Origin of the sequence: Sinomicrobium soli (genome assembly GCF_003285545.1) — a bacterium.
In the GTDB taxonomy this organism is placed as follows: Bacteria; Bacteroidota; Bacteroidia; order Flavobacteriales; family Flavobacteriaceae; genus Sinomicrobium.
In genome coordinates, this window is the sequence record NZ_QLNV01000006.1 from 117,580 (window position 1) to 142,112 (window position 24,533).

Here is a 24,533-nt window from a genome sequence, read left to right on the forward strand (position 1 = left end):
TTTTAAGATTTATAGTGAAGCAATACCGTTCCACAATCAAAAGCGTGAGATTTTATAAGCGTTAACGGCATCGCATCTTTAACCGATTGAAAGATGGTTAAACCTTTACCGAAACAAAGAGGGCTTAGCAGAAAATAAAACTCGTCCACTAAAGCATTACCTATTAATGAAGCAGCAAGTGTCGCTCCTCCATAAACCAGCATATCTTTTCCATTGGCTGCTTTAAGTTTATTGATTTCCTCGTTGACATTTCCGCTAATTATTGAGGTGTTATTCCATTGATGTTGGGTAATGGTATTTGAAAAAACCACTTTTGGAGTTTCTGAAATTCGTTTTCCGAGTGCAAATTCAGGATGTTCGGGGTTTGTGGCTACGCCGTCCCAAAAATCAATAAATTCGTGAGCGGTGTATTGTCCGAGCAGAATCGTATCTACATTTTCAAGATTCTCCACACAGAATTTTATCACTTTATTGTCCCAAACAAAAGTTGTAGTACCTTGCTCTACGGTTACATAACCATCAAGAGAAATATGCATCTGAAGTTTTAGATTTCTCATCATTTTTGTTTTTTTAACTGTTCAAGATATTTTTCAAGCCGTTCAAAGTTTTGTTTTTGCCCTTCCTTGGCATTAAATACATTAATAACAGTTTCCAGCATTTCTTCGGTATCGAATAATGAACTCCACGTAATCTCTGTTTCGTTTTCTTTAGCTTCAAACAAAATTGTTGCTATAAAATGCGGATTATAATGTTCAAACACGATTTTCTTCAACGGAATAATTTCTTTGAAAACACTCCTGTTCGGGTAATCCTTTCCGTTGGAATGATTGTGCAATGTCAGTTTCCATACACCACCTTCACGGAAATCCATTGAATGAATAGTGGTGCTGTGGTTTTTAGGTCCCCACCATTGTACGATGTATTCGGGTTCTGTCCACACTTTCCAAACAAGATCAATCGATGCTTTCAGCGTTCTGGTCATTTTGAGTTCTCTGTTTCCCATAGCTTACTTCTTTTGCATTTTTGCCAATAACTTATCGAGATTGTCAAAACGGTCTTCCCATATTTTGCGGAATTGTTCTAACCATTTATCTATTTCCTTCATTTTGTCAATTTCAAGTGCGTAATAGATTTCCCTGCCTTGCTGTTCGGCTTTTACGACCTTACATTCCTGCAAAATCCGCAGGTGCTTGGAAACCGCTTGCCGTGTGGTATCAAAATGTTCGGCAAGTGCATTGGGAGTCATTGCCTGTAATGCGATCAATGCAATAATGGATCTTCTTGTCGGGTCGGCGATTGCCTGGAATATGTCTCTTCTCATTTTATTTTATTGAAAATAATGAAACCAATTGGTTGCTAATATAGCGCAACTAATTGGTTTCTCAAATTTTTTTCCATATTATTTCGGTGAGATGGTATATTCCATCAGTACAATTATTTCAACTTGTGGTAAATATTTTCAATTTGCTTTCCGTGTCTGTTGGCGTGTTCCATCATTAATGGCAACCTTTCATACCTTGTCAGTCCCTCTGGTGAAGGTGCAAATTACAGTTCCGATAAATTTATTGGCTTTATAAATTATTTAACTTGTCATATGGCAATTAATCCGGATGACTGCCAATGGTTTGGCTATGAGCAGATGAGGTTAAAAATTACTTTCCTGCGCCGGGACGAAGGATATCATGGGGCAATATCCAGTGCCCTCCTCAGTTCTTCGGGGAAGGAATCGGCGTGTATTTCCCAGATCACGGGGAGCAGGAAATAGGTGGCCAGGGTGATGATGATGATAGACAGGATATTCAGCGAGACTCCCGTTTTTATCATGTCGGGTATCCGCAGGTGCCCCGAACCGAAAACAATGGCATTGGGAGGGGTGGCCACGGGCAGCATGAAGGCACAGGAGGCCGCCATGGTCACGGCGATCATCATGACGAACGGGTGCAGGTCCAGCGAGAGCGCCATAGGGGCGAGTATGGGCAGTAACATGGCCGTGGTGGCCATATTTGAGGTCACTTCGGTAAGGAAGTTGACCGCGGTCACCAGGATAAGCAGCAACAGCCAGAATGGCAGGTTGTGAAACTGGGTGAGGTGCCCGGCGATCCAGTTGGCCAGTTCCGTTTGTGAAAATCCTTCGGCAAGGGCCATTCCGCCCCCGAAGAGCAGGATGATCCCCCACGGCAGTTTAACGGCTTCTTTCCAGGTGAGCAGGCTGCGCTTTTCATTCTTTGCCGGGATGAGGAAAAGGGATACGCCTGCAACCATCGCAATCACCGTATCGTCCAGCCCGGGAATGACCTTTTGGACAGGGGAGCGCAGTATCCATGCCAGCGCGGTGATGCTGAATACTGCGAGAACGGCTTTCTCTTCGTAGCTGATCTTTCCCAGTTTGTGTTTCATCCTGACGATCTCTTCCCTGCCGCCGGGGAAAGATACGCCCCTGAAATCAAAGGCATACCGCGTCAGGTATTTCCAGCAAATGACCAGTAGCAGTACCGAAATGGGAAATCCGAATTTGGCCCATTCGAAAAAGCCCAGTTTAAAATGGAACAGTTTTTCCAGTATTCCCGCCAGCACAAGGTTGGGAGGGGTGCCGATCAGGGTAGCTATACCTCCTATGGAACAACTGTAGGCTATTCCCAGCATCAGTGCCTTGCCGAACTTTGAAGAATACTCCGGTTTATCTGTGGGGAACTGGTCTATGATGGCCATGCCGATAGGCAGCATCATTACCGAGGTGGCAGTATTGGATATCCACATCGACAGGAAGGCGCTGGCTACCATAAACCCGAGGATGATCCGGGTGAGTTTTGTGCCGATCAGCGCTATGATATTCAGGGCTATGCGGCGGTGGAGGTTCCACCGTTCAATGGCGATGGCGAGCATAAACCCGCCCATATACAGAAAGATGTATTTATGCCCGAAGGAAGCCGTCGTATCTCCGATAGGCAGGGCGCCGGTAAGCGGGAACAACACTATGGGCAACAGTGCCGTAACGGCTATGGGAACAGCCTCGGTAACCCACCAGGCCGCCATCCATACGGCGATGCAGAGTACGTGGAATGCCTCCTGCGACATGGTCTCCGGTTTGCCGATGACCTCCAGCAGGAGGAACAGGAAAGGCCCCAGGAATTTGACAAAAGCCTTTTTGGCAGAGGAACCGTTTAAGCTGAATATTTTCATTTTTCCGGTCTGGTTTTTTAACGGATATCCCGTATTAATAATGGTGTTTTACTTCTCCTTCAAACAGAACAAGGCCATAAAAATACTTTTATCCGCATTAAAAAACCAGTTGTAACAGTAATTCTCCCCTAAATTCGTCAATACCGCCCGGATTTTCTATCCTGGAAAAACTGGTCTGCAGTTTAAAGGCATTGTTTTTAAAGTATTTTGACAGCCCTAATGTATAGGCTCTTGACTCTTGTAAGAGGGACGCCCCGTAATCGTCAAATTCCGGGAGGAGTTGTGAATATCTCAGGTCTACGGCATACCCGGACAGGGTGGCGTATCCCAGCTGGGTATTCCAGGCATCCCCTATAATGAGGTAGGAACTGATCTGTTGCGGCGCCAGCGCAAGGCTTGCGGCTTCGTTGATATAAATACCGTCGAGCCCGGTAGCCGAAGTATTGGCATATTCTCCGAGAAGAGAAAATCCCCGGTATTTTAAGAGAATGTCGGTATAGACCTTGCGATAATCGGGTAACTGAACCTTTCCTTCTTCGTCGTACAGGGCAAAATCACCATGACCCTCCCCGGTAGCATTACTGGCACCGTTGTTGTAACTGGCCGCCGCACCCACAACCATTTTCAGGGAAGATTCGTGGATAAGGTCTGCGGTCATTCCCCTGTTTTCCTCACTGAAATAACCGAGCGGGTAAATATCGAGGCGCCCTCCGTATTTCAATCCGCCTTTGTCCGTATCCCTGGAATCCGAACCGAAGGAATTCCTCCCGTCGCCGGAAGTTACGGCCACCTGCGGAACGATCGCCGTCCTGCCCCACTGAAACCTGCCCTCGGCATACAGCCCGAATTCACGCCCGGTGTCGCTGAATACAGTACTGACCATACTTCGTTCCGTAAACTGCATCACGTCTTCGTCATATGTCATCTCCCGGCTGTTGGTAAAGGTACGCCTTTGCCCGAAAGTGATCTGAATACCGGAGGTGGGGTGATAGGCCACCCAGGCATCCAGAAGGGGATCGTCCAGGCTGAAATCGGTCTGGATAAAAAAGCTGACTTTTTCCTTAAGTGCTTTTCCGGAAATATTAAAATAGGACCTTCGGGACCGGAACCTGTTTTCGGCCTTCTCATCTTTTATTTTGGAATAGGTGTAGGACGGTTGTATAAAACCTCCTATTTTAAATTGGTAGTTACCGTTGTCGAAAGAAAACCGTAATCCTTTTCCCAACTCAAAATCGGCCTTGTTGGTATTTATTTTTTCTTCCTGTGCCAGGATAACCTGTGCGGATAGAAAAAGAGCTGTAAAAACAAATATTTTTTTCATCTTATGTCGTGTTGGCTCGTTATGGTTTGATGTTACTGTTATACCTGTAAACCGGCAATTCCTCACCCTTTCCGGCAGGGATCAGGTTGTACGATACAAAGCTGTTGGAAGCTTCGGGTTCCAGGGTTTCTACGGCTAATCCTATATTCTTCTGGTCTGTGTATACAAAGAAGCTTCCTTCCGGCAGTGTTATGGTTTTCGGGAACAGGCGGGTTTTTACGGTCTGGCGGCGGGTCCCTTCGTATTTTTGTGCAGCCCTGTAATATTCCGTGATGTGATAGGCTTCCACGGAAACTTCTTTTGCCTTGTCCGATATTTCAACTTCAACCCCGAGCACCCGTAATTTTTCCACTATTTTTTCCTGTGATGGTAACAGGATATAAGCCCTGGGCAACGGCCGGTCCAGCAGGGGAGAAGATTGCAGGGCATCGCGGAGTATGACGGTCTCTTCTGTCTTTTTTTCCGTATGAAGGTCTATAAAAGCAAGGGGGCTGCGCGAAACCGTCCTTTTTGATTTTATAACCGCCCGGCCCTCCTTCCGTTGCAAGACGCTCGCCGCGAGTACTTCCCTGACGGCGTTACCGTTTTCCGCAGCGGTTTTTATATAAGACAGCGCAATGAGGAAAGTGGTCATGGTACGGCGTTTGAACGAAGTACGTCCCAGTCCGATGCCCCTGACTTCCACCAGGGTGGAAATACAATTTGCCAGCGCATACGAGGTGGCACTCGACCGGGCATTGACAGACCCCTGGTTGAACACGGTGTACCCCTGGTAGTCCGAAGACGTAAAATAAGCATGAGTGGTGAGCCCTTTTTCCCGGAGCAGTGTTTCGGTACCTTTTACAAAGGTATGCTCCGTATATTTCCTGAGGGGTTCCGGAACATTGAGATTACCGCTGTAGAGGAACATCACATCATAGGCATTGGTAAGCCCGAAGGTGCCCATCTGAAGGTAATCTCTCCGGTAGGGCCTGAATTCGTGAAAATCGAGGGCCACCTGTGCATTGAAATCAGTAAATGCCTGTTTCAGCACCACACTTTCCGGGACCATGAGCTTGGTCTGGTCCCTGTTGAGGTCCAGTCCGTTGGCAGCAGGTCGCAATTGCCTGTTCGAGCCGTCTATATTGGCCATGGGGATAATCCCTATTTCCACCCGGTCGAGTAGAGCTGTGTATTCCGGGTTTTCGAGCAGTTGTCCGATAAGGAATAAAACCCCTTCCGTACTTGCAGGCTCGTTGCCGTGTATCCCGGCCTGTATCCATACCCTGGTCTTTTCCTCCTTACTGTCCGGGTTGCTGATGAGGAGCAGGGGAATGGGGTGTCCTTTCTGACTTTTCCCGATATAAGATAAATGTATGATTTTTTGATGTTGCTTTACCAGGGGGGCCAGGAAAGACATCATCTCCTTATAATTCGTAAAACCTCTTTTTTTCCGGAATGCAGGGGTGTGGATATCCGCTTCCATTTCGGGAAAATACCGTGCGGTGATCTTTTTGCTCTGCGGGTTAAACAGCTGTGCGGAGCAAGAGGGTCCGGTACATAGTAATATCAGAATAATGAGTTTCTTCATGGCGTCCGAGTTTAAAAACCTATGGTTAATACCAGGCGTCCTATCCATTCGTTCCCCTGGATAGGATTTCCCGCGTTATCATTGGAGCCCGGTGCGGCATCGACATAGGTAAACGATGCCTGTATCTTGGCTCCGTAGTTCCTGCTCAGGTACTTGCTTACCCCGATGGTATAGTAATTCGGCCTGTTGTAAAACGTACCGTTGTTCATAAAGGAATATTTATCGGCCCTGAGATGGGTATAGCGGGCATCTACGGAAATGAGATTGGTAAAGACGTACCCGGCCTGTATGTTGTAGCCTTCCCCGAGCATCATGCGGTTCTTTATGTAGTTGGCAACGTGCTGTTGTCCGTCTATTTCAAAACCGGAGGTTACTGAGCCGTCATTCCGTACCCTCTGGGTGATGGCTTTGCCGACCCGTGCGGAGCCCTTTACGTATTCTCCGAGCATGGAGAACCCCTGGTATTTGAACATAAAATCCACCCCGAGTTTTATATAATCCGGTAATTCTTCTTCATCCCGGTCGTTGAGATAGCGTATACTGCCGCTGTTCCTTCCGCGGCGGCTGCTCGCCCCGTCGTTATAACTGTAATTCATACCTACCACCAGTTTGGGTGTTCTCTCCCTGGCGATATCAGCTTCCCGGAACTGTCCGAAATTGGTGAACAGGCCGAATGGAAGGACATCGAGCCGCCCGCCGTATTTGAGTCCGCCGTAATCCTTATTAAAGGCATTTTGCCCGTCGCCGTTGGTTACGGCCACCGAAGGTTTCAGGTATATGCCCCCGGGTGTAACGCGATATGTTCCGTCCAGGAAGACCCCGAATTCCCTTATCGTACTGAAGACCGATGTGATCCGGCTCCGCTCGGGCAACTGCAGGGTTTGTGAATTGATATTCAGTTCCCTGTTGTCGGTAGGCGTTGATTTCTGTCCGAACGTCACAGACAGGTTGTTGTCGATGTCATACCGGATATAGGCATCGAGGAGGATGTTATTGCTGGCTTCGTCCAGGTCGGCTTCCGATGTTCCGCTGAGGTCGAACCGCAACCGGTAGCTCAGCTTTTCGTCTGCAAGGCTTCCCGAGAGTTGCATCCGCAGGCGCCGCATTCGGAAGCGGTTGTAGAGTTCGGAGTCGTTATTCCCCGTATATCTCCTGGTCTCCATATAGGGCTGAATAAATCCTTCCAGGCTCATTTTATATCCTTTTTCACCGGAAAAGTTCAGCCCTTCGCCGAAATTGTATTTGTCCAGGTATATCTGCGCCTCCCCGAAAAGAGGGACCATGAGGATGGAAATTACGAGAAGTGTTTTTATCGTTTTCATGGATGGTGGTGTTTAACTACGCCTCAAAGTTGCCCTTGACGAGTACCGTTTTATCGCGCATCATTTGTTTACCCATGGCAAAGACATCGGTAAGGTTAAAATCATCGTCAAAACAGCAGATATCGGCATCATAACCCACTTTGAGATGTCCTTTTTGCTTCAGGGCAAGGTTTTTGGCAGGGTTGGAAGTTACCGGTTTTATGGCTTCCGATACCGGTAGGCCGCCTTTACGGATAAGGGCAGCCGTCTGTTCCATATTGAGGTGGATCGGGGCTTTGGTAAAGCCGATAAGTTTTCCGTTTTCGTCTGTTCTGCCCAGCCCTGCATTACCGTCGCTGCTGAAGGTAAGCTGGTCTATGGAGATACCCTGCTCGAGGGCGTAAAGCACCGATTTGTACGGATCGGTGTACTTGGTCCCCCCCGTAGTGATGTCTATCATTCCGCCGAGTCTCGCAAATTGAAGCGACTGTTCGAACAAGTCTCTGGTACGTCCCACGTGGGTCGGAGAGATATTTTCTATGGGAAACTCGTATTTTTCAACGAGTTCGAGCAGTATATCGATCTGTGAGGTCATTTTTCCGAGGTGGATGTGAAGAATTCCCTTTTTCCCCGAAATCTGTCCGCCGACACGTACCTCGCGCAAATGGCGAAGGAGCTCGGTGGCCGTAGGGTAGGAGGAACGCTCATCGCTTATAGCGACCTTGCACCCCAGGACCTTATCTATAAATACCATATCGTCCTGTATAGACCCGGTTATGGTCACGGGATCGATACTGAAATAACTGGTAAACATATAAGCACTTATGCCTTCGTCGGTCAGTGCCCTGGCTTTGGCATACAGTGTTTTAATACTTCTCGCGGTGCCGTCGGTACCGAGAAGCCCCACTACCGTGGTCGTTCCGCAGGAAATAAATTCGCCCAGCATGATCTCCGGGGTCATGGAAGCGTATCCGTGTTTTCCGCCGGCACCGATAATGTGTACGTGCTGGTCTATAAAACCGGGAGTCACTGTTTTTCCCCGGGCATCCCAGGTCGTAAAGGATTCATGCGGTGCTATGGAATCTTCGATAGCCAGGATCTGATGGTTACCGATGAGGAGATCTTTCTTCCCGAGGTGTTCGGGTGCGTATATATTCGCATTTTTGATTAAAGTCAACATAGAATAAAAAATTATATAAACAGATAAATAATCATGACAACGAGTGCCGCGCCAAGAGGTATGACATTGCGTTTTACGATATCGAACGGAGAAACGTCTGCGACTTCCGCCGTGGCGATGAGGACTCCCGAAACAGGAGAAACCGTTCTTCCCATGGAAGCAGAAAACTGCATGGGCAGAATGATCGCAGCGCTTTTCATACCGAGTTGCGCCGCTATTTTGGGGACCAGCGGACCGAAAGCAAAGAAAGAGGCATTACCACTTCCCATAAGAACGGATGCCAGGAAGATCATGACCGTCATCACGATACCGATACCGGCACCGCCCAGTCCGAGGTTCTGGGATGTCCTGACCAACCCGTCTATAAACCCGAGGCTTATGAGTCCTTTCGAAAAAATATCGGCGGCTATGATCAGGGTCACTACGCTCTTAAAGATGTTTCCCATCCCGTTCCAGAAAACAGACATGGATTTGAGCACTTCCCTCGGTTTTCTTTTTCGTACCAGCTCGAACGCAAGGGCTACGAACAGGCAGATAAACATAACCGTTATGGTATTGAGCTCGATGGGTACGGTAAAAAAATCGAATAACTGAGAGAACAGAATGAGCAGTATCAACGGCAATATCGGGATAATGGCGTAATACAAAGGTGCTTTCAGACGGGACTTTTCAATTTTCGGGATGGGGACCTCTTCCCGTTTCATTTTCCTGTCGTAGTACCTGTTGACAAAATAGTATGCGACCATCATGGTTATACTGAGCGGAACGGCCAGCGGGACCTGGTCTTTCAGAAAATAAAATATCGTATCCTTTTCGATGATGGAAGTCGCACTTGCCGTTATGGCCGAGGCGGGCCCCATACCCATAGCGGTACAGGACGTAATGACCGATACCGCGGATAACCGGCTTACCCCGAGGTTGATGAGTATGGGAAATACCGAGGCCATAAGCAGCAGTCCCAACCCGGCAGCCGACGGAATACAGACAAATAATAATTGTCCTATCGGGATTACCAGCACGGCCAGGAGATACGGTTGTTTCCGGAATAGTCGCAAAGGTTTCAGAGCCAGGTAGACCAGGGCCTCCGAGGCTCCGATATCATCGATATAGGCTACAAAGCCCCCGATAGCCATAATCATGAGCCCTACACCTGCATTGGTTTCGGCAAAGGAAGTGTTGATGTAACGAAAAAGATCGAATACAAAAGGACCTCCGGTGACGTTCACTGCGGGCTCATGGCCTGGCAACCAGAGGGAAACGGCCAGCATGAGTAACCCGGCGATGAGCAATACCGCATGCGGATAAAACTTTTTGAGCAGTAATCGGGCTACGATTACGATAAAAACTATGGCTGTCAGCGGTCCGAGATAAGACATGTGTACTTTCTTAAGGGTTAAAAGAGCTACCGTCTGCTTTGGTACCGGGTGAGAACAACAGGCTGTTTATATCGCTGTGTCTTGTAAAATCTCCCGTAATATCCGGACTCCTCGTATAGGATTCGTTGGGGTTATCGGACAGTGGTTCAACATCGAAGGTGATGATCACTTTTCCGGCCGTATCGGTTACGGTAAGTACATCTTCTGCATTATTCAGATTGAGGTCGCCGGTAGTGGAGGTCTGTACGATAGCCCCGCCGAATTCCCCCGTAGGGGTCCCGCCGCCGAAAATGACCAGGACACCGTGAGCCGGGATTACCGTACTTTCGGGTATGAGGTGACGCGGACTGTCATTTTCAAGGGCTTCGGTATCGTAAATTTTGAATCCGCTGACATCGAGAGGCTCATCCGAATTATTGTACAGTTCAATAAATTCATCTTCGTTCTGCGCATATGTACCATCTCCGTTGGCATCACCGTCCAGCCCGTTGTTGGAGGGGTCGTAGAGGATCTCGTTCAGAACCAGGGGTACCGATTTGTCGTCATCCTCCTGAGCATCGGAAATTACCCCGATACGGTTACCTTCTTCGAGCTGGTTGTATATGGCGGCGGGAACGACGATATCGGCGGTTTCCGGATCGCCGTCAGGTCCCGGATTATCACTCATGTCGAGCAGTTCGTCAATTTGCAGGTTGTTCGAAAGATCGATGTTTACCAACTGATGACCGGGCAAAAAGAGGTGGCGTAGCTGTGTGTTGGTGCCGAGGTCCAGTTCGGTAAGTACTTCCGATTCGTTTGCGTTTCCGCTGGCGCGGTACCTTAACGTGGTAAGCCCGGGATTTCCGGAGAGATCGAGCTGACCGATAAGGTTGAAGTTGATCTCCAGCTGTTCCAGGGCAATCAGGGCAGACAGGTCGATGTTCCTCACCGTATTGGAAGTCAGTACCAGGCGCTGTAACCCGATAAAATATTCCAGTCCTGTGAGATCACTGATCTTTATACCTGCCGTTGCCAATCCCGCTTTTTGAAGTGTTTCGATATTACTGCCCGTTTTACTGAGTACAAGTTCGCTTACCGAGGCAGCTTCCAGCGGGTCGAGATAGTATTTCACCTCATTTCCCTCCGTTTGTTCGTAGACTCCGGGCGTACCGTTATAAACCATGTATTCGCCGAATGCTGCGTCCGGGATCGGCACGGGTTCGGAAGGGATGACGGCCGAACCTTCTTCTACATCGTCTGTTTTACAGGATGCAACTCCCAGCAGGAGTACTGTTGTATATAAGACATACAGGAAAGGAGTAATTGTTTTCATCTGTGATTCTGGTTATGTTGTCAGTATATTGTCGTACAGGTTCTTTGTCTGTTGACAATCCGGTCAGTTTTAAAGATACGGGATTATTCAACGACAGTTTTCATCGTGTGGTTAAGCTTAAAGGGGAGCGAAAAAAACGGTTTAATTTATTTTGTGTAAAAAAATCATGCGTATCATATCAATATTTAAAAATAAGCATGACTTTTTGATTAAAATCACATTTCAAAGAGACTAAAGTTTTTACTACCTTTAGCATACCAGTTGATGATAATTATGAATACCAGTTTGGAATTGTTGACGGAAAAGCTCCTGGGGAGTTTTGACCTGCACACCTATCGCAGGGATCTGAGCCTATATATGCGTATCGGGGAATATCTCAAAAACGGTATACTTCGCGGAGATATTCCCCCGGGCGAATTACTCCCCTCTACCCGGGTGCTTTCGCAGTACCTGGACGTTTCGCGAAGCACCGCCATAAAGGCTTATGATATTCTGTTGCTCGAGGGACTGACAGAAGTGCGTCAGGGATCGGGATACAGGGTGAGAAAGGACACTTCTGCCGGCAGGATTGGCCGGCAGAAGATCCCGCAGCATACGGCGTATCCTGATATATCGGGTAAGGGACTGGCATTCAGGAAAAATGTGCATCTTATCAACTCCACTTCGGAAGAAGCCATTGCTTTTCGTCCGGGTTTGCCGCCTCTCGATATTTTTCCCGTGAACCACTGGAAAAGATTGTCCAACTATTACTGGCGTACGATAAAAGCGTCTTCACTGTCGTACTCGAATGCTTCCGGGGTAGCCGTATTAAAGGAAAACCTGGCCCGGTACCTGTCTACGATGCGGGGCCTCCGTTGCGATCCCGAACAGATCATTATTGTCTCCGGCTCATTACAATCGTTATATCTGACGGGCAATGCCCTTATCGATAAAGGAGATTCGATGGTGATGGAAAACCCCGCATTTCCGAATGTGCATTCCATATTCCGGAGCCTTGAAGCCAGGATACATGCCCTTCCGGTGGATAATGAGGGGATCGTTATCCCCGGTAGCGGTGCCATACCTCCGCCGAAGCTCATTCACGTGACGCCGTCAGGACACTATCCCACCGGGGTAAGGATGACACCCCGCCGCAGGAAGGCCTTGCTGGAATGGGCATCGGAAAACGGCAGCATGATTATCGAGAATGACTATGAGCACGAAATAAGCCATTGGGGCAACAGAGACAGTCCTTCCCTGTTCAGCCTGGACAACGAGCAGCGAACGGTATACCTGGGCACGTTCAACCGGTTGTTGCATCCTTCCATCCGGCTGGGGTATATGGTGGTCCCTTATTACCTGCTCGATACTGTCAAGGCATTGCAGAAACATTCACACCGTTTCGTATCTCCTTCCAACCAGGTGGTCATGAACCAGTTTATTGAGAAGAATTACCTCTATCAGCATATCAGGTCCCTGATTGAGGTGGCGGAAGAACGCAAAGCTCTTTTTTGCGATATAGTCCGCAATGAGTTTCATCCTTCGTTCCGTATCGTTAACCGGGACGTACCCAGCCTGCACCTGCTGGCTACCTTCGATCACCCGGTATCAGACCAGGAGCTCATCCATGCCTTCAGGGAAAAACACCTGATAGCCCATGCTTACAGCAAATGCTTTGTAAAAGATCCTGTAGATGGCCTTATACTGGGCTATGCATCGGTCCGCAAACCGTTAATACATAAAAAATTGTCAGAAATGGCGGTGCTGTATAATGCCCTGGTAAAACAAGCCGGGAATTCCGGATAACAGGAGGAAGGAAGAAGTCCTCTGCCTGAAAAAAGCCCCCTCTGTAAACCCTGTAAAAAAAGAGACGCCCAAAACAATGCTGTTTTGAGCGAGTCTCTCTACCCCAATTACCATAAAATGGTATGATGTGCACAATGCAAGTCATGCATCATCGTTTTATAAAAGTATGGAATTATATTTAAATATGCGAGAATAATCGAAAAAAATTTTGACAATTTTTAATAATAGTCTCGATTTGCACTTATTGAACTCGTCTTGAGTTATTATAATTTGCTGCAAAATAGTGGCTTTTCGCTTAAATGAAACAACCCAAGACGAGTTCATTGCGCCTGGTTTTTTAGCATTCACCTTTTTTCGCCGGAGTTCTGTGCAGAGTTGTCTGCTCCCGTTTGCCCTGTTGTTTATCTTACCTCTGACAATGCCATGCGCCGATCTTTTCGTATTTTTACAGTCGAAATATCTACGGGATGAAAAACAAACAGGATATACTGGACCGGTGCAATGCCATGTGTGCCGGTACCCTTATGGAAACTCTCGATATTACGTATACGGATGTGGGGGAGGACTACCTGGAAGCCAGTATGCCGGTAAACAGCAGGGTGCATCAGCCCGACGGCGTGTTGCACGGAGGAGCCATGGTAGCCCTCGCAGAGAGCGTGGGAAGTGCGGCATGCTTCGTCTTTCTGGATACCCGAGACTTTTTTGTCAGGGGAGTGGAAATTGCCGCCAATCATGTAAAGAGCATGGCTTCGGGCAGGGTATATGCCCGTGCCGGGATTCTGCACAAGGGGAAGACCACCCAGTTATGGCAGATCATGCTCAGGGACGAGGACGACAACCTTATTTCGGTATGCAAGCTGACCACCATAGCGCTGCCCCGGTCGCGTTAATTTTATAATATGGATTATGACGATCTCCGAAAAAGATTTTTTTAACAGGCTTACGGAACAGTACGAAGGGCAGTTACCTTTTGTAGCGTACAGAAAACCTGCGGTTTCTGAAAAAGACGACTGCGATCTGTTTGCGATCATGCAGAAAGACGACACCCTGTACCGGGTGGAGGATTATACCGAACACGGATTTGTCTTTTCTCCTTTTGACCAGGCCGGGGATACCGTACTGATTCCCGTTCCCGTACCGGGCAGGGCTGTATCTTCCGGGGTGTTACATACGCGTTGTAAGGGGATAAAGGAGGAAACGGAAAAGGAGTGGAAGGCTACCGGCGATACGCTTTCCGGGGAACGGCATATAGAACTGGTAAAGCAAGGGGTCAGGGCCATAAAAAACGGAAAACTGGAAAAAGTGGTCCTCTCCAGAAAACAGCAGGTCCCTTTACATCAACCGGACGTAATAGGGATATTCAGGCGTTTGCTGGGGCTGTACGACGATGCTTTTTGCTATATCTGGTATCATCCGAAAGTGGGGATATGGTTCGGAGCCACTCCCGAGATCCTGCTGCGTATACGGGAAAACCGCCTGTATACGATGGCTCTTGCCGGAACACAGAAATTCCGGGGCAAAGAGGATGTAGTCTGGGGAAGCAAGGAGATCAGGGAACAGCAGGTGGTCACCGATGCCATAGTGGACAGCCTCCGCTTTAAGGTGAACCGTCTTAAGATAGCCCCGGCAAAAACCCAGAGGGCCGGAAATTTACTGCATATAAAAACGGATATAGAGGCCGAACTCGCCAAAGATTTCAAATGCGGGCATATCGCTTCTCTGCTGCGCGAGCTTCATCCGACCCCTGCAATATGCGGATTTCCCAGGAAAGAGGCCATGCAGTTTATCAGGGAACACGAAGGGTATTCCAGGACGTACTATTCCGGGTTTCTCGGTGAGCTGAATATGGACAGTGGCCGGGACGGTACGGAGGTCGGCCGGAATTCTGCTTTTTATGTCAACCTGCGCTGCATGCAGGTCAGGGGAGAAGAAGCGACCTTGTATGTCGGCGGAGGGATTACCGCAGACTCCGATCCGGAAGCCGAGTGGCAGGAAACCGTAAACAAGTCGGAAACCATGAGAAAGGTACTTGTATAGATCTGTTGTCGCAGAACGGATAACCGTCCTGCACTTCAAATTATATTATGGTTTATTCCTTGTGACTTCTCCGGCCGAGTTTTACTTTTGTAACAGCAGGATACAAGACATTTGCCGTACCTGTAAAAAAGAGTACTACCGAATAACTGTCAGATGATATACCCGAAAATACCTCTTGCACAACATGTATTGCAATGGTGCAGGAAAAATGATGTCCGTGAGATCGTCATATCTCCGGGGTCCAGGAATGCGCCGTTGACCATAGGTTTTACACACGACGATTTTTTTAACTGTTACAGTATTGTAGACGAAAGGTGTGCCGCCTTTTTTGCACTGGGCATGGCCCGGCAGTCGGGCCGCCCCGCCGCCCTGGTCTGTACGTCCGGCTCGGCATTGCTCAACTATTATCCCGCGGTTTGCGAGGCTTATTACAGCGATATCCCCCTTGTGGTCATCTCTGCCGACCGCCCGGCATCAAAAATAGATATCGGCGACGGGCAGACCATTAGGCAGGAGAATGTCTATGCGAATCATATCCTGTATTCGGCCAATCTCCGTGAAGGGGAAAGTGCTTTCAATACCGGGGAAATACAACGGGCACTGGATACCGCGGCAAAGGAAAAGGGCCCTGTACATATCAATGTCCCTTTTGAAGAACCCTTGTATGACATGGTGGAAGTCCCCGTAGCGGAAGTCGCTGACGAGCATCCCGTACCACAGCCTGAAAAAGGGGCGGAAGAGGGGAACGCTTCCGGAATTTTTGCCGAACGCTGGAACAATGCCGGAAGAAAAATGGTCCTGGTAGGGGTCAATGCCCCGGCGGCGATACCGGAACACCTGCTCAACCGGTTGGCAGAAGACCCTTCCGTACTGGTTTTTACGGAGACGACTTCCAACCTTTATCACCCCGGGTTTTTCCCCGGAATAGACAAGATCATTGCCCCGATAGAAAAGGCAGAGGAAGAGCTGGAAAAGCTCCGTCCTGATATGCTGCTCACTTTCGGCGGACTGATCGTCTCAAAAAAGGTGAAGGCCTTTCTCCGAAAGCACCCTCCGCAATGGCATTATCATATAGACCCGAAAAAAGCATACGACACCTATTTTTGTCTTACCCATCATTTCAGGGAGCTTCCGGCGGATTTTTTCAACAGGATGTTTCCCCTGCTGCAAAGGGGGGAAGGGACATATGCCGGGGACTGGAAAACGGAAAGGGACAGGAGAGAGCAGCGGCATGAAACCTTTATGCAACAGCTGCCGTTTTCGGACATGAAGGTATACGGAACTGTTTTCAGGGCCATACCGGACAGGCAGGTATTGCATTTCAGCAACAGTGCAACCATCCGGTATTCCCAGCTGTTTTCGATGAAACCGGGCTGGGATATCTATTGCAATCGCGGCACCAGCGGGATCGATGGCAGTATGTCTACGGCCATCGGGGCTTCGGTAGCCACCGCTGTTCCCACAACCCTGGTGACCGGGGACCTCAGCTTTTTTTACGACAGCAATGCGTTGTGGAACCGGTATCTGAAGGAAGATTTCAGGATTGTACTGGTCAATAATGGCGGTGGCGGGATTTTTCGCATATTGCCGGGGCATAAGAATACCCCGAATTTCGATACCTACTTTGAAACGGTTCACGGTCTTACGGCCGAACACCTGTGCAGGATGTACGGGATCGACTATACGGCGGTCAGGGACGAACCCGGTTTACAGGAAGAACTCAACCGGTTTTACGGATCGTCGGGACGACCGAAGCTGATAGAGATCTTTACCCCCAGAACGGCAAATGATGTTGTTTTAGTCGATTATTTCAGGCATTTGTCCGATAGTTAAAGACAACAGGACACTTCAGAAGGCTGGCAGCACTCTTTTTGATAACTTTAGAAAAGCTATAACTAAAACATATTTTCTGATGAGTAAAAGAGATGAACTTATTGCCAGATATGCGGCAGACCTGAAAGACAAATGCGGGGTGAAACCCGATACGGACCTCCTGACCAAAGTGACCATAGGCCTGGGGCCGTCTGTTTATAACGCCGATGCATCGACCGTTTCGGGAAGCGATCCGGAAGAAATTGCCCGTGTTAAAAAGAACTTTCTGATCGGTAAACTGGGGCTCGGGGACAATGCGAAACTGGACAAGGCCATCGACGCCGTTATAGAACAATACGGAAAATCGAACAGGAACAAATACAGGGCGGTAGTGTATTACCTCCTGGTAAAGCATTTCGGGAAAGAGGCGGTGTATAAATAATTGTTTTATTTGAAGTGTAATTCATGAGCTAAGTGATTATCATTTATTACATTTGGAGGGATTAATTTTATTCCGGTTATGACATTGAGTAATACTCCTGCGAACAATAATCTCCAAATGCCACTGTTTACCCGGATAATAATACCCGTATTTATCACTATGTCATAATAATTTCCAACCAAACCTTTAAATGAGTATGATGAAATGGACTACTACCCCTCTTTTTATTATTTTCCCATATATCCTCTGTTTTTCCCAGGATTCAGCGTATGACAGTATTTACAGAGAGGTGTCTCACCGGCTCCTGATCTCACAACCGGAAGAGGCATTGAAGGCTACGGATCACCTCTATACCATTGCAGCCAATGATATGGAGCGGACCCGGGCACTGATGCTTCAGGCATCGCTTTTACGGCAGAACGGACTAAAGGACAAAGCTATTGAGGTGATCGGAAAGGCCGATAGTCTCGCGTCCTTATACCAGGATTATACAGAACTCGCCCGGATAAATGGCCTACGCTCCACATTATACCGGGAAACCGGGATTATTGCCTCGGGGAAAAAGGCCCTGGACAAGGCGGTTGAGGTCAGTAAAAAAATAGAAGACCCGGATAGCCGGTACAGGTTTGAGGGAAACCTTTCGCAGGAACTGGCGTATTATGAAATGGAAGAGGAGAATCATGAAAATGCCATACACTATTTAAAAAAGGGGAAAGCTGCTTTTAAAAAAATGGCGTCCGGCAAGAGTATGCGGTTTCACCTGGCTGCAACGGATGAGTTGATCGCTGAGAATTATATCTCCCGGGGAGATGTGGATTCCGCATTCTATCACCTGGACCTGGCGGAGAATGAGCTGAAGAATTCGCTTTATCCTGACAGTCCCTTAAAGGGATTTATTTACAATAACTTTGGGAATGGTTATATGTTGACAAAGGATTATGAGAATGCCCTTCTGAACTACCGGAAGGCATTGGACATAGCAAATACATCGAATTTCTATAACCTGAAACTCAGAGTATACAATACTCTTGTGCGTTACTATAGAACGGTGAACGACCAGGATAATCACCTGGTGTACAGCGAAAAAAGAGATGCGATCATCGCCGTTGAGGAAGCGACCCGCAAGGCCATAGCCGATAAATTGGTACAGACGCTTTACTCGAGGGAAGAAGCGGTCCGTATGAGATACCGCAACCGGAATATTCTTATTGCCGGGGGCAGTGTGCTGCTCATTGTGATTATCGTGGGGATTTATGGTTACAGGAGAAAGAAGGATTACCGGAAATTCAGGGAATTTATCGATGAATACAACAAGGGTGAAGGTGCCGAAACAGCTCCGGCCGATGAAGCGGGGACGGAGAAGAACTATATGTCTGAAGAAACCGAAGAGGGAATTTTAAAAAGCCTCGGAAAATTTGAGCGGTCCGGGTATTTCCTGGATAAGGATATTTCGCTCAATGCGGTTTCTGCCCGGCTGAAAATAAACAACAGGTATTTGTCGTACGTGATCAATAAGCACAAACAGAAAGATTTTGCTTCTTATATCAACGAATTGAGAATTAACTATATTGTCGACCGCCTGGAGAACGACCCGGCCTATTCGCAGTACAAGATAAGCTATCTTGCCGAACAGTGCGGTTTTTCATCCCATAGCAGGTTTACGGTTATTTTCAAAAAGGTCACGGGAATATCGCCGTCGTCATTTATCAAATACCTCGAAAAAAGAAAAACGGAGGAACAGCTGGTCTGAAGCGGGCATGAAGCCGGAAGTCACGAAGTGTTATCCCGGCCGCAGTGCCTGTCCCGGCCCCTGACCGGGAGGGGGATCTCCGGCCTTTCCGTTGTGCCGTTGTTTAAACATCAGGTCTCTGAATGTCTGAGATACAAATGGTTTATTTTCCTTCGGACGACAGCCTTTTCATGTCCGTACTGCTCGGGGCCTCGTATATTTCCAGATCGAAATACTTTACCGCTGCGAGCAGATGGTCGAAAATATCGGCCATGATATGTTCGTAATTCACCCATCGCTTGTCGCTTGAAAAGATATAGAGTTCCAGCGGGATTCCCTCGGGGGTGGGAGCGAGGTGGCGTACCATCATGGTCATATCCTTGTTTATGGCCGGGTGGCTTTTTACATAGGCATCTATATATTTTCTGAAAACGCCCATATTGGTCTGGTTTCTTCCGTTTACCAGTATGCTTTTATCCGCATGGTTATCGGTATTGTATTTGGCTATATCCTTTTGCCTGTGGTCCAGGTACGAAGCGATGAGCTGTATTTTTTTCAGGTCCTCGATTTCCTGTTCGCTCAGGTACCGTATACTGCTGACGGCGATATACAGTGCTCTTTTGATCCTCCTGCCACCGCTTTCCTGCATGCCCCTCCAGTTCCTGAAAGAATCGGATATGAGTGCATAGGTGGGGATGGTGGTAATGGTCATATCGAAATTGCGGACCTTCACCGTGGCCAGGTTGATTTCCATGACATCGCCGTCGGCGCCGTATTTTTCTACGGTAATCCAGTCGCCTATACGGACCATGTCGTTGGCAGAAACCTGGATACTGGCCACAAACCCGAGTATGGAATCCTTAAAGATAAGCAGGATAACTGCGGAAGCTGCCCCCAGGGCGGTGATAAAGGCAATGGGATCTTTTCCCGTAAGTACGGTAAAAATATATATGACGGCTATGATCCAGGTGAAGATCATGAACACCTGCATAAAACTGTCCAGGGGCTTGTCTTTGTACGCATCCTTGGTACGGAGGTAGTTTTTCATGGAACGCAGAAAACTCCGGAACAGCCATACGGCAAGGACAGCTATATACAGATCGGTCAGTTTCAGGAAAAAAACTCCCCATCCCGGGAAATCCGTGAATACGACAGGGATGAGTTGTATGATGATGATAAGGGGAAGAATATGCGCGATATATTTGGGAAAATTGCTCTGTACCAGGAAATCGTCGAAAGTGGTCCTGGTTTTGGTTGAAAAAATGGCAAAAGACCTGATAATTATACGTTTGAGTAATTGGTCGACCAGGAATACCACGATGGTCAGTATCAGTATGTTGACCAACAGGTTCAGATTTTTGGCCAGACCTTCCGAAACGCCCTGCTGGACTATAAAATGATAAAATTTACGGCTCCATTCGGATACGGATTCCAGTTGCATAAAGAATGATTTAAATACGGTTGTAAATGCAAAGATAAGGTGGAAAAACGGAAAGAAAAACTTATCCTCATATCGTGAAAATGAAATATTAATAAACAGCAGGCACAAAAAAACCCGGAATTTTCCGGGTTGATATTTCTGTATAGGATAGAAAGCTATGCTATGATTCGAGAAGGGCAAAAAACTTGTCGAGATTGGGGATGATCACGATACGGGTCCGCCTGTTCCTGGCCCTGTTCTCCGCGGTATCGTTGGAGGCTACGGGCATGGCACTTCCGCGTCCTGCGGCAATAAGCTGTTTCGGGTCTACCTTGTACTTGTTCTGCAACAAGCGGATAATGGCCGTAGAACGTTGTACGCTAAGCTCCCAGTTATCCCTGATATAGGCGCCTTCCTTTACCTTTTGCGAATCGGTATGACCTTCTACCATGACTTCCATACTCGGCTCCGAATTGATCACATCGGCAAGCTTCTGCAGGAGGCTGTAGGCCTTGCTGTTTACCTGGTAACTACCGCTTCGGAACAAGAGTTTGTCAGATACAGAGATCATGACCACAGTCTGGTCTACATTGATATCGATATCCTCGCTGTTCGAATTATCCGTAATAGACTTCTTGAGGTTGTAGGAGATGGCAAGATTGATGGAATCTTCGAGTGTACGGGCCTTGGCCAGCTCTTCGGGGTCTACCTTTGCAAGAGTGGCGATCATCTTTTCCTTGGTATTGTTCGACATCACGGCCAGATCGCCTACCTGTACCATCTTTTCATCATTTTCTGCGGTAAGTGAGCTGATCTTGGCATTGTAGTCGGCAACCCTTGATTCTATCCGGGCAAATTTGTCTTCCAGGGCCTCTTTTTCTACTGTGGTCTTCTGCAGGACACTACGGGTGTTGTTGAGATCATCTTCAAGAGCCACATATTTTTTCTTGGAGACGCATGAAGTAGATGCTACGGCCACCAGAACGGTTAGTGCAATTGCTTTATTCATCATAGTCGAGATAATTTGAATTATAAGTTTAGTCGGTTTTATAACGGGTTATGGAGGGGTATCTTGTACTGCCCAAATGGGAAAAGAGATATTTTAACATTTCTTTAACTTTTCGATAGAATATTTTAAAAAGCATGGGATTTATTCCTGTTCCCGTTCCCCGTGGGGGAGGGTTATGGACTTAAGGGGTACCCGCACGGCCTGTATAAGAAAGGGGATGTGGCATGCTATTTCCTGAGATTCAAAAAAGAGGAACGGCAGGGATAATAACAAAACCATTATTTTTCTTAAATTAGTGCAACCATCAAATTCTTTTTCCTATGAATCCACGTCGTGACTTCCTGCAAAAACTTGCTGCTTCGGCCATTGCAGTGCCGTTTTTACCTCTCTACGGGGCATCGTTACATTCCGTACCCCATAACCGCTCCCGGCAAGACCGGGTATTGCGGGTAGCCATCATGGGGCTGGGGGGCTACGGTACAAGGGTGGCGGAGGCCATGCTGGCCTGTAAACGTGCGCGGCTTACGGGAGTGATCAGCGGTACACCTTCCAAGATCAGGGACTGGCAGCAAAAATATGGCATCCCGGAGGAAAACTGTTACAATTACGATACTTACGATCGTATTAAGGATAATCCGGAGATCGATGCGGTGTATATCATCACGCCGAATGCACTTCATCACGATGCGGCGCTTCGGGTAGCTGCGGCGGGGAAACACGTTATCTGTGAAAAACCCTTGGCGCTGAATGCCTGGGAAGGGCAGGAGATGGTGGATGCATGCAGGAAAGCCAATGTAAAATTGCTGGTGGGATACCGTATGCATTTTGAAGCGAATACACTGGAGATCATAAAGATGCGGAATGAAGGGGAATTCGGGAAAATCCTGTTTTTCCAGGGATTGAGCGGTTTCCGGATCGGAAATCCGGACCAGTGGCGGTTAGACAAAAAACTGGCAGGAGGAGGCGCGTTGATGGACATAGGGATCTATTCCGTTAACGGCGCCCGTTATATGGTGGGGGAAGATCCCGTCTGGGTAACGGCCCAGGAAACCAAAACAGACCCGGCAAAGTTCGGGGAAGGTGTAGACGAAACGATACAGTTCCAGCTGGGATTTCCGGGCGGGGCAGTAGCTTCCTGCCTCTCTACCTATAATATGAACAACCTGGACCGTTTTTTCCTGAACGGGGAAAAGGGATTTGCCGAACTACAGCCGGCCACGGGATACGGCCCCATAAAAGGCCGTACGCACCGGGGAGGGCTTGCATTGCCCCATGTTACCCACCAAACGGTACAGATGGATGAAATGGCAGGGATTATTCTCGACGATAAGCAGCCTGTAGTAGCCGTTGACGGGGAAGAAGCGGTAAAAGACCTGAAGATTATCGATGCCATTTACCAGGTGTGTAAAACCGGGGGAAAACTGGAACTGGAACTCTAATGACTTACCTGCTTCGGAGATATTGATGTTTTTTTAATAAATCTGTATAAAATTCCGATGTTACCGATTACCTTTGCCCGGAAAATCTGCAAAGCTTAAAAGCGATATGAACAGAGTCGTTATTACGGGATTGGGCGCCGTGACCCCCCTGGGCAATACGGTGGAGGAATTCTGGAAAAACAGTGTGGCCGGAAAAAGCAGCGCCACGGCGATCACCCGTTTCGATGCTTCGGAATTCAAGACCCGGATAGCATGTGAGGTACGTGACTTTACACCACAGGCCTACCTGGACCGCAATGAGATAAAAAGAAGCGACCTGTTTACGCAATACGCCTTGTATGCCGCTGCGCAATCGTGGGAAGATGCCGGTCTGAAGATAGACGATATGGACCCTTTTGACGCAGGGGTCATCTGGGGCAGCGGGCAGGGAGGCATGGAAACTTACGAAAATGAAGTGACCAATTATGTGAAAGGAGGCGGCCAGCCCCGTTTTAACCCGTTTTTTATTCCGAAACTGCTGGTCAATATGCCTTCCGGGATGATCTCCATGAAACTGGGACTGATGGGCATCTGCTATACCCCGGTTTCTGCCTGTGCCACGTCCAATACCGCGATTATGGATGCCTGCAACTATATCAGGCTGGGCAAGGCTAAAGTCTTTATCACAGGAGGTTCGGAAGCAGGTATTACCCCGGCATCCATTGGCGGGTTTGCCGCATTAAAGGCCATGTCCAGGCGTAACGACGAGCCTGAAAAGGCGAGCAGGCCGTTTGACAGGGACCGGGACGGATTTTTGATGGGAGAAGGCGCCGGCGCCCTGGTGCTGGAAGAGTATGAGCATGCCAGAAATCGGGGAGCGAGGATCTATGCAGAAGTGGTGGGCACCGCCATGACCGCAGATGCCTATCATATGACTTCGCCTCATCCCGAAGGTATCGGCGCGGCAAAGTCCATGCAGCTGGCCCTGCAGGAGGGAGGGCTGTCTCCCGAAGATGTAGACTATCTCAATGTTCACGCAACTTCAACCGGCCTGGGAGATTTGGCCGAACTCAGGGGGGTGGAGAAAGCATTCGGTTTTCCCCGAAAGCTGCACATCAGCGGAACCAAATCGATGACCGGGCACCTGCTCGGAGCTGCCGGGGCCATAGAGGCCATTCTATGTGTCAAGTCGATCAATCACAATATTATCCCTCCGACCATCAATGTGGAGCAGCTGGACGAAGCCATCGACCCGAAATTTCAGATCGTTACCAACAACGCCCTTCACAAGGAAGTTAAGGTGGCCATGAGCAATGCTTTCGGTTTTGGCGGGCATAATTCTACCGTAGTTTTAAAAGAAGTACAATAAACTCGTCCTGAGTTGTTGTCTGAATGACAGGAGTTTATCATCCGACTGTAGTCCAACTTGTCATTCCGGCAAATAGGAGGAATCTCTTTTTTGCCGTTATGCTGCTGAAATTCCTTCGGGCCGGGATGGAGATTCTTCACTACGTTCTGAATGACAGGTCATTCCGACGGCAGTGCCTGTCTGGCTTTTCTGTGACCCGATGCTCTTCGAAGTTCTTCAGGAACTTTCCAATGCTTCTCCGGGGCATATCTCTCCATAATAAACCATTACCC

At 48.2% G+C, this 24,533-nt stretch carries 20 protein-coding genes; 8 read left to right on the forward strand and 12 right to left on the reverse strand.

The genetic code is table 11. The annotated features are described in order from the left end of the window. Positions 1-2: 2 nt before the first annotated feature. The 10 genes from DN748_RS09420 to DN748_RS09465 all read right to left on the reverse strand — a co-directional run bounded on the left by DN748_RS09420 (position 3) and on the right by DN748_RS09465 (position 11,240). On the reverse strand, positions 3-560 hold the full coding sequence (locus DN748_RS09420) for a dihydrofolate reductase family protein (RefSeq protein WP_112371542.1): 558 nt from the start codon (positions 558-560) through the stop codon (positions 3-5). After that, a complete protein-coding gene (locus DN748_RS09425) occupies positions 557-1,003 on the reverse strand; it encodes an SRPBCC domain-containing protein (RefSeq protein ID WP_112371543.1) in 447 nt (148 codons plus the stop codon). The genes DN748_RS09420 and DN748_RS09425 overlap by 4 nt, the downstream gene beginning before the upstream one ends. 3 nt (positions 1,004-1,006) lie before the next feature. Beyond that, complete coding sequence (locus DN748_RS09430; RefSeq protein ID WP_112371544.1) at positions 1,007-1,321, reverse strand: ArsR/SmtB family transcription factor; 315 nt, start codon at positions 1,319-1,321, stop codon at positions 1,007-1,009. Between the two features lie 359 nt (positions 1,322-1,680). Further along, on the reverse strand, positions 1,681-3,180 hold the full coding sequence (locus DN748_RS09435; RefSeq protein ID WP_112371545.1) for an SLC13 family permease: 1,500 nt from the start codon (positions 3,178-3,180) through the stop codon (positions 1,681-1,683). A gap of 97 nt (positions 3,181-3,277) precedes the next feature. After that, positions 3,278-4,501 (reverse strand): porin, encoded by a 1,224-nt coding sequence (locus DN748_RS09440; protein WP_112371546.1) that lies wholly within the window; start codon positions 4,499-4,501, stop codon positions 3,278-3,280. 19 nt (positions 4,502-4,520) lie between these two features. Beyond that, positions 4,521-6,071: a M14 family metallopeptidase gene (locus tag DN748_RS09445; protein WP_161554522.1), complete on the reverse strand. Its 1,551-nt coding sequence runs from the start codon at positions 6,069-6,071 to the stop codon at positions 4,521-4,523. 11 nt (positions 6,072-6,082) lie between these two features. Further along, positions 6,083-7,393: a porin gene (locus DN748_RS09450; protein WP_112371548.1), complete on the reverse strand. Its 1,311-nt coding sequence runs from the start codon at positions 7,391-7,393 to the stop codon at positions 6,083-6,085. A 16-nt stretch (positions 7,394-7,409) separates the two neighbouring features. Then, entirely contained in the window at positions 7,410-8,552 is a 1,143-nt protein-coding gene (iadA, locus tag DN748_RS09455) for a beta-aspartyl-peptidase (protein WP_112371549.1), read from the reverse strand. A gap of 11 nt (positions 8,553-8,563) precedes the next feature. Beyond that, entirely contained in the window at positions 8,564-9,928 is a 1,365-nt protein-coding gene (gene dcuC / locus DN748_RS09460) for a C4-dicarboxylate transporter DcuC (RefSeq protein ID WP_112371550.1), read from the reverse strand. A 10-nt stretch (positions 9,929-9,938) separates the two neighbouring features. Further along, complete coding sequence (locus DN748_RS09465; RefSeq protein WP_112371551.1) at positions 9,939-11,240, reverse strand: lamin tail domain-containing protein; 1,302 nt, start codon at positions 11,238-11,240, stop codon at positions 9,939-9,941. A gap of 273 nt (positions 11,241-11,513) precedes the next feature. Between DN748_RS09465 and pdxR the strand changes: the two genes are divergently transcribed. The 6 genes from pdxR (at position 11,514) to DN748_RS09495 (ending at position 19,066) form a co-directional block, all read left to right on the forward strand. Continuing rightward, on the forward strand, positions 11,514-13,025 hold the full coding sequence (gene pdxR / locus DN748_RS09470) for a MocR-like pyridoxine biosynthesis transcription factor PdxR (RefSeq protein ID WP_161554523.1): 1,512 nt from the start codon (positions 11,514-11,516) through the stop codon (positions 13,023-13,025). 467 nt (positions 13,026-13,492) lie between these two features. Next, positions 13,493-13,915, forward strand: a complete 423-nt coding sequence (locus DN748_RS09475; RefSeq protein ID WP_112371553.1) for a hotdog fold thioesterase — start codon at positions 13,493-13,495, stop codon at positions 13,913-13,915. A 16-nt stretch (positions 13,916-13,931) separates the two neighbouring features. Continuing rightward, positions 13,932-15,062 carry an isochorismate synthase gene (locus DN748_RS09480; RefSeq protein WP_236636826.1) on the forward strand — a complete coding sequence of 377 codons (1,131 nt, stop codon included), beginning with the start codon at positions 13,932-13,934 and terminating at the stop codon, positions 15,060-15,062. A gap of 153 nt (positions 15,063-15,215) precedes the next feature. After that, entirely contained in the window at positions 15,216-16,895 is a 1,680-nt protein-coding gene (gene menD, locus DN748_RS09485) for a 2-succinyl-5-enolpyruvyl-6-hydroxy-3-cyclohexene-1-carboxylic-acid synthase (RefSeq protein ID WP_112371554.1), read from the forward strand. A gap of 79 nt (positions 16,896-16,974) precedes the next feature. Then, positions 16,975-17,316, forward strand: a complete 342-nt coding sequence (locus tag DN748_RS09490; protein ID WP_112371555.1) for a DUF2853 family protein — start codon at positions 16,975-16,977, stop codon at positions 17,314-17,316. A 196-nt stretch (positions 17,317-17,512) separates the two neighbouring features. Continuing rightward, positions 17,513-19,066: a helix-turn-helix domain-containing protein gene (locus DN748_RS09495; RefSeq protein WP_161554524.1), complete on the forward strand. Its 1,554-nt coding sequence runs from the start codon at positions 17,513-17,515 to the stop codon at positions 19,064-19,066. A gap of 142 nt (positions 19,067-19,208) precedes the next feature. Here the strand turns inward: DN748_RS09495 and DN748_RS09500 are convergent, their stop codons facing one another. Both DN748_RS09500 and DN748_RS09505 read right to left on the reverse strand, forming a co-directional pair. Next, positions 19,209-20,486 carry a mechanosensitive ion channel family protein gene (locus DN748_RS09500; RefSeq protein WP_112371737.1) on the reverse strand — a complete coding sequence of 426 codons (1,278 nt, stop codon included), beginning with the start codon at positions 20,484-20,486 and terminating at the stop codon, positions 19,209-19,211. 160 nt (positions 20,487-20,646) lie between these two features. Then, entirely contained in the window at positions 20,647-21,474 is an 828-nt protein-coding gene (locus DN748_RS09505; protein WP_112371738.1) for an OmpA/MotB family protein, read from the reverse strand. 320 nt (positions 21,475-21,794) lie between these two features. On the opposite strand from DN748_RS09505, the gene DN748_RS09510 reads away from it, so the two are divergent. Together DN748_RS09510 and fabF are read left to right on the forward strand one after the other, a co-directional pair. Further along, the gene (locus DN748_RS09510; RefSeq protein WP_112371557.1) at positions 21,795-22,913 is read left to right on the forward strand and encodes a Gfo/Idh/MocA family protein; all 1,119 of its coding nucleotides are present in this window, start codon (positions 21,795-21,797) and stop codon (positions 22,911-22,913) included. A gap of 106 nt (positions 22,914-23,019) precedes the next feature. Then, positions 23,020-24,261, forward strand: a complete 1,242-nt coding sequence (gene fabF / locus DN748_RS09515) for a beta-ketoacyl-ACP synthase II (protein ID WP_112371739.1) — start codon at positions 23,020-23,022, stop codon at positions 24,259-24,261. Positions 24,262-24,533 lie beyond the last annotated feature (272 nt).

Bases quoted from the DNA above. Each gene is read 5' to 3' on its own strand.
- DN748_RS09480 (WP_236636826.1), top strand. From the start codon at position 13,932: ATGACGATCTCCGAAAAAGATTTTTTTAACAGGCTTACGGAACAGTAC.
- DN748_RS09435 (WP_112371545.1), bottom strand. From the start codon at position 3,180: ATGAAAATATTCAGCTTAAACGGTTCCTCTGCCAAAAAGGCTTTTGTC.
- DN748_RS09475 (WP_112371553.1), top strand. From the start codon at position 13,493: ATGAAAAACAAACAGGATATACTGGACCGGTGCAATGCCATGTGTGCC.
- fabF (WP_112371739.1), top strand. From the start codon at position 23,020: ATGAACAGAGTCGTTATTACGGGATTGGGCGCCGTGACCCCCCTGGGC.
- DN748_RS09450 (WP_112371548.1), bottom strand. From the start codon at position 7,393: ATGAAAACGATAAAAACACTTCTCGTAATTTCCATCCTCATGGTCCCT.
- menD (WP_112371554.1), top strand. From the start codon at position 15,216: ATGATATACCCGAAAATACCTCTTGCACAACATGTATTGCAATGGTGC.
- DN748_RS09505 (WP_112371738.1), bottom strand. From the start codon at position 21,474: ATGAATAAAGCAATTGCACTAACCGTTCTGGTGGCCGTAGCATCTACT.
- DN748_RS09510 (WP_112371557.1), top strand. From the start codon at position 21,795: ATGAATCCACGTCGTGACTTCCTGCAAAAACTTGCTGCTTCGGCCATT.
- dcuC (WP_112371550.1), bottom strand. From the start codon at position 9,928: ATGTCTTATCTCGGACCGCTGACAGCCATAGTTTTTATCGTAATCGTA.
- DN748_RS09440 (WP_112371546.1), bottom strand. From the start codon at position 4,501: ATGAAAAAAATATTTGTTTTTACAGCTCTTTTTCTATCCGCACAGGTT.
- pdxR (WP_161554523.1), top strand. From the start codon at position 11,514: ATGAATACCAGTTTGGAATTGTTGACGGAAAAGCTCCTGGGGAGTTTT.
- DN748_RS09430 (WP_112371544.1), bottom strand. From the start codon at position 1,321: ATGAGAAGAGACATATTCCAGGCAATCGCCGACCCGACAAGAAGATCC.
- DN748_RS09445 (WP_161554522.1), bottom strand. From the start codon at position 6,071: ATGAAGAAACTCATTATTCTGATATTACTATGTACCGGACCCTCTTGC.
- DN748_RS09500 (WP_112371737.1), bottom strand. From the start codon at position 20,486: ATGCAACTGGAATCCGTATCCGAATGGAGCCGTAAATTTTATCATTTT.
- DN748_RS09465 (WP_112371551.1), bottom strand. From the start codon at position 11,240: ATGAAAACAATTACTCCTTTCCTGTATGTCTTATATACAACAGTACTC.
- iadA (WP_112371549.1), bottom strand. From the start codon at position 8,552: ATGTTGACTTTAATCAAAAATGCGAATATATACGCACCCGAACACCTC.
- DN748_RS09490 (WP_112371555.1), top strand. From the start codon at position 16,975: ATGAGTAAAAGAGATGAACTTATTGCCAGATATGCGGCAGACCTGAAA.
- DN748_RS09495 (WP_161554524.1), top strand. From the start codon at position 17,513: ATGATGAAATGGACTACTACCCCTCTTTTTATTATTTTCCCATATATC.
- DN748_RS09420 (WP_112371542.1), bottom strand. From the start codon at position 560: ATGATGAGAAATCTAAAACTTCAGATGCATATTTCTCTTGATGGTTAT.
- DN748_RS09425 (WP_112371543.1), bottom strand. From the start codon at position 1,003: ATGGGAAACAGAGAACTCAAAATGACCAGAACGCTGAAAGCATCGATT.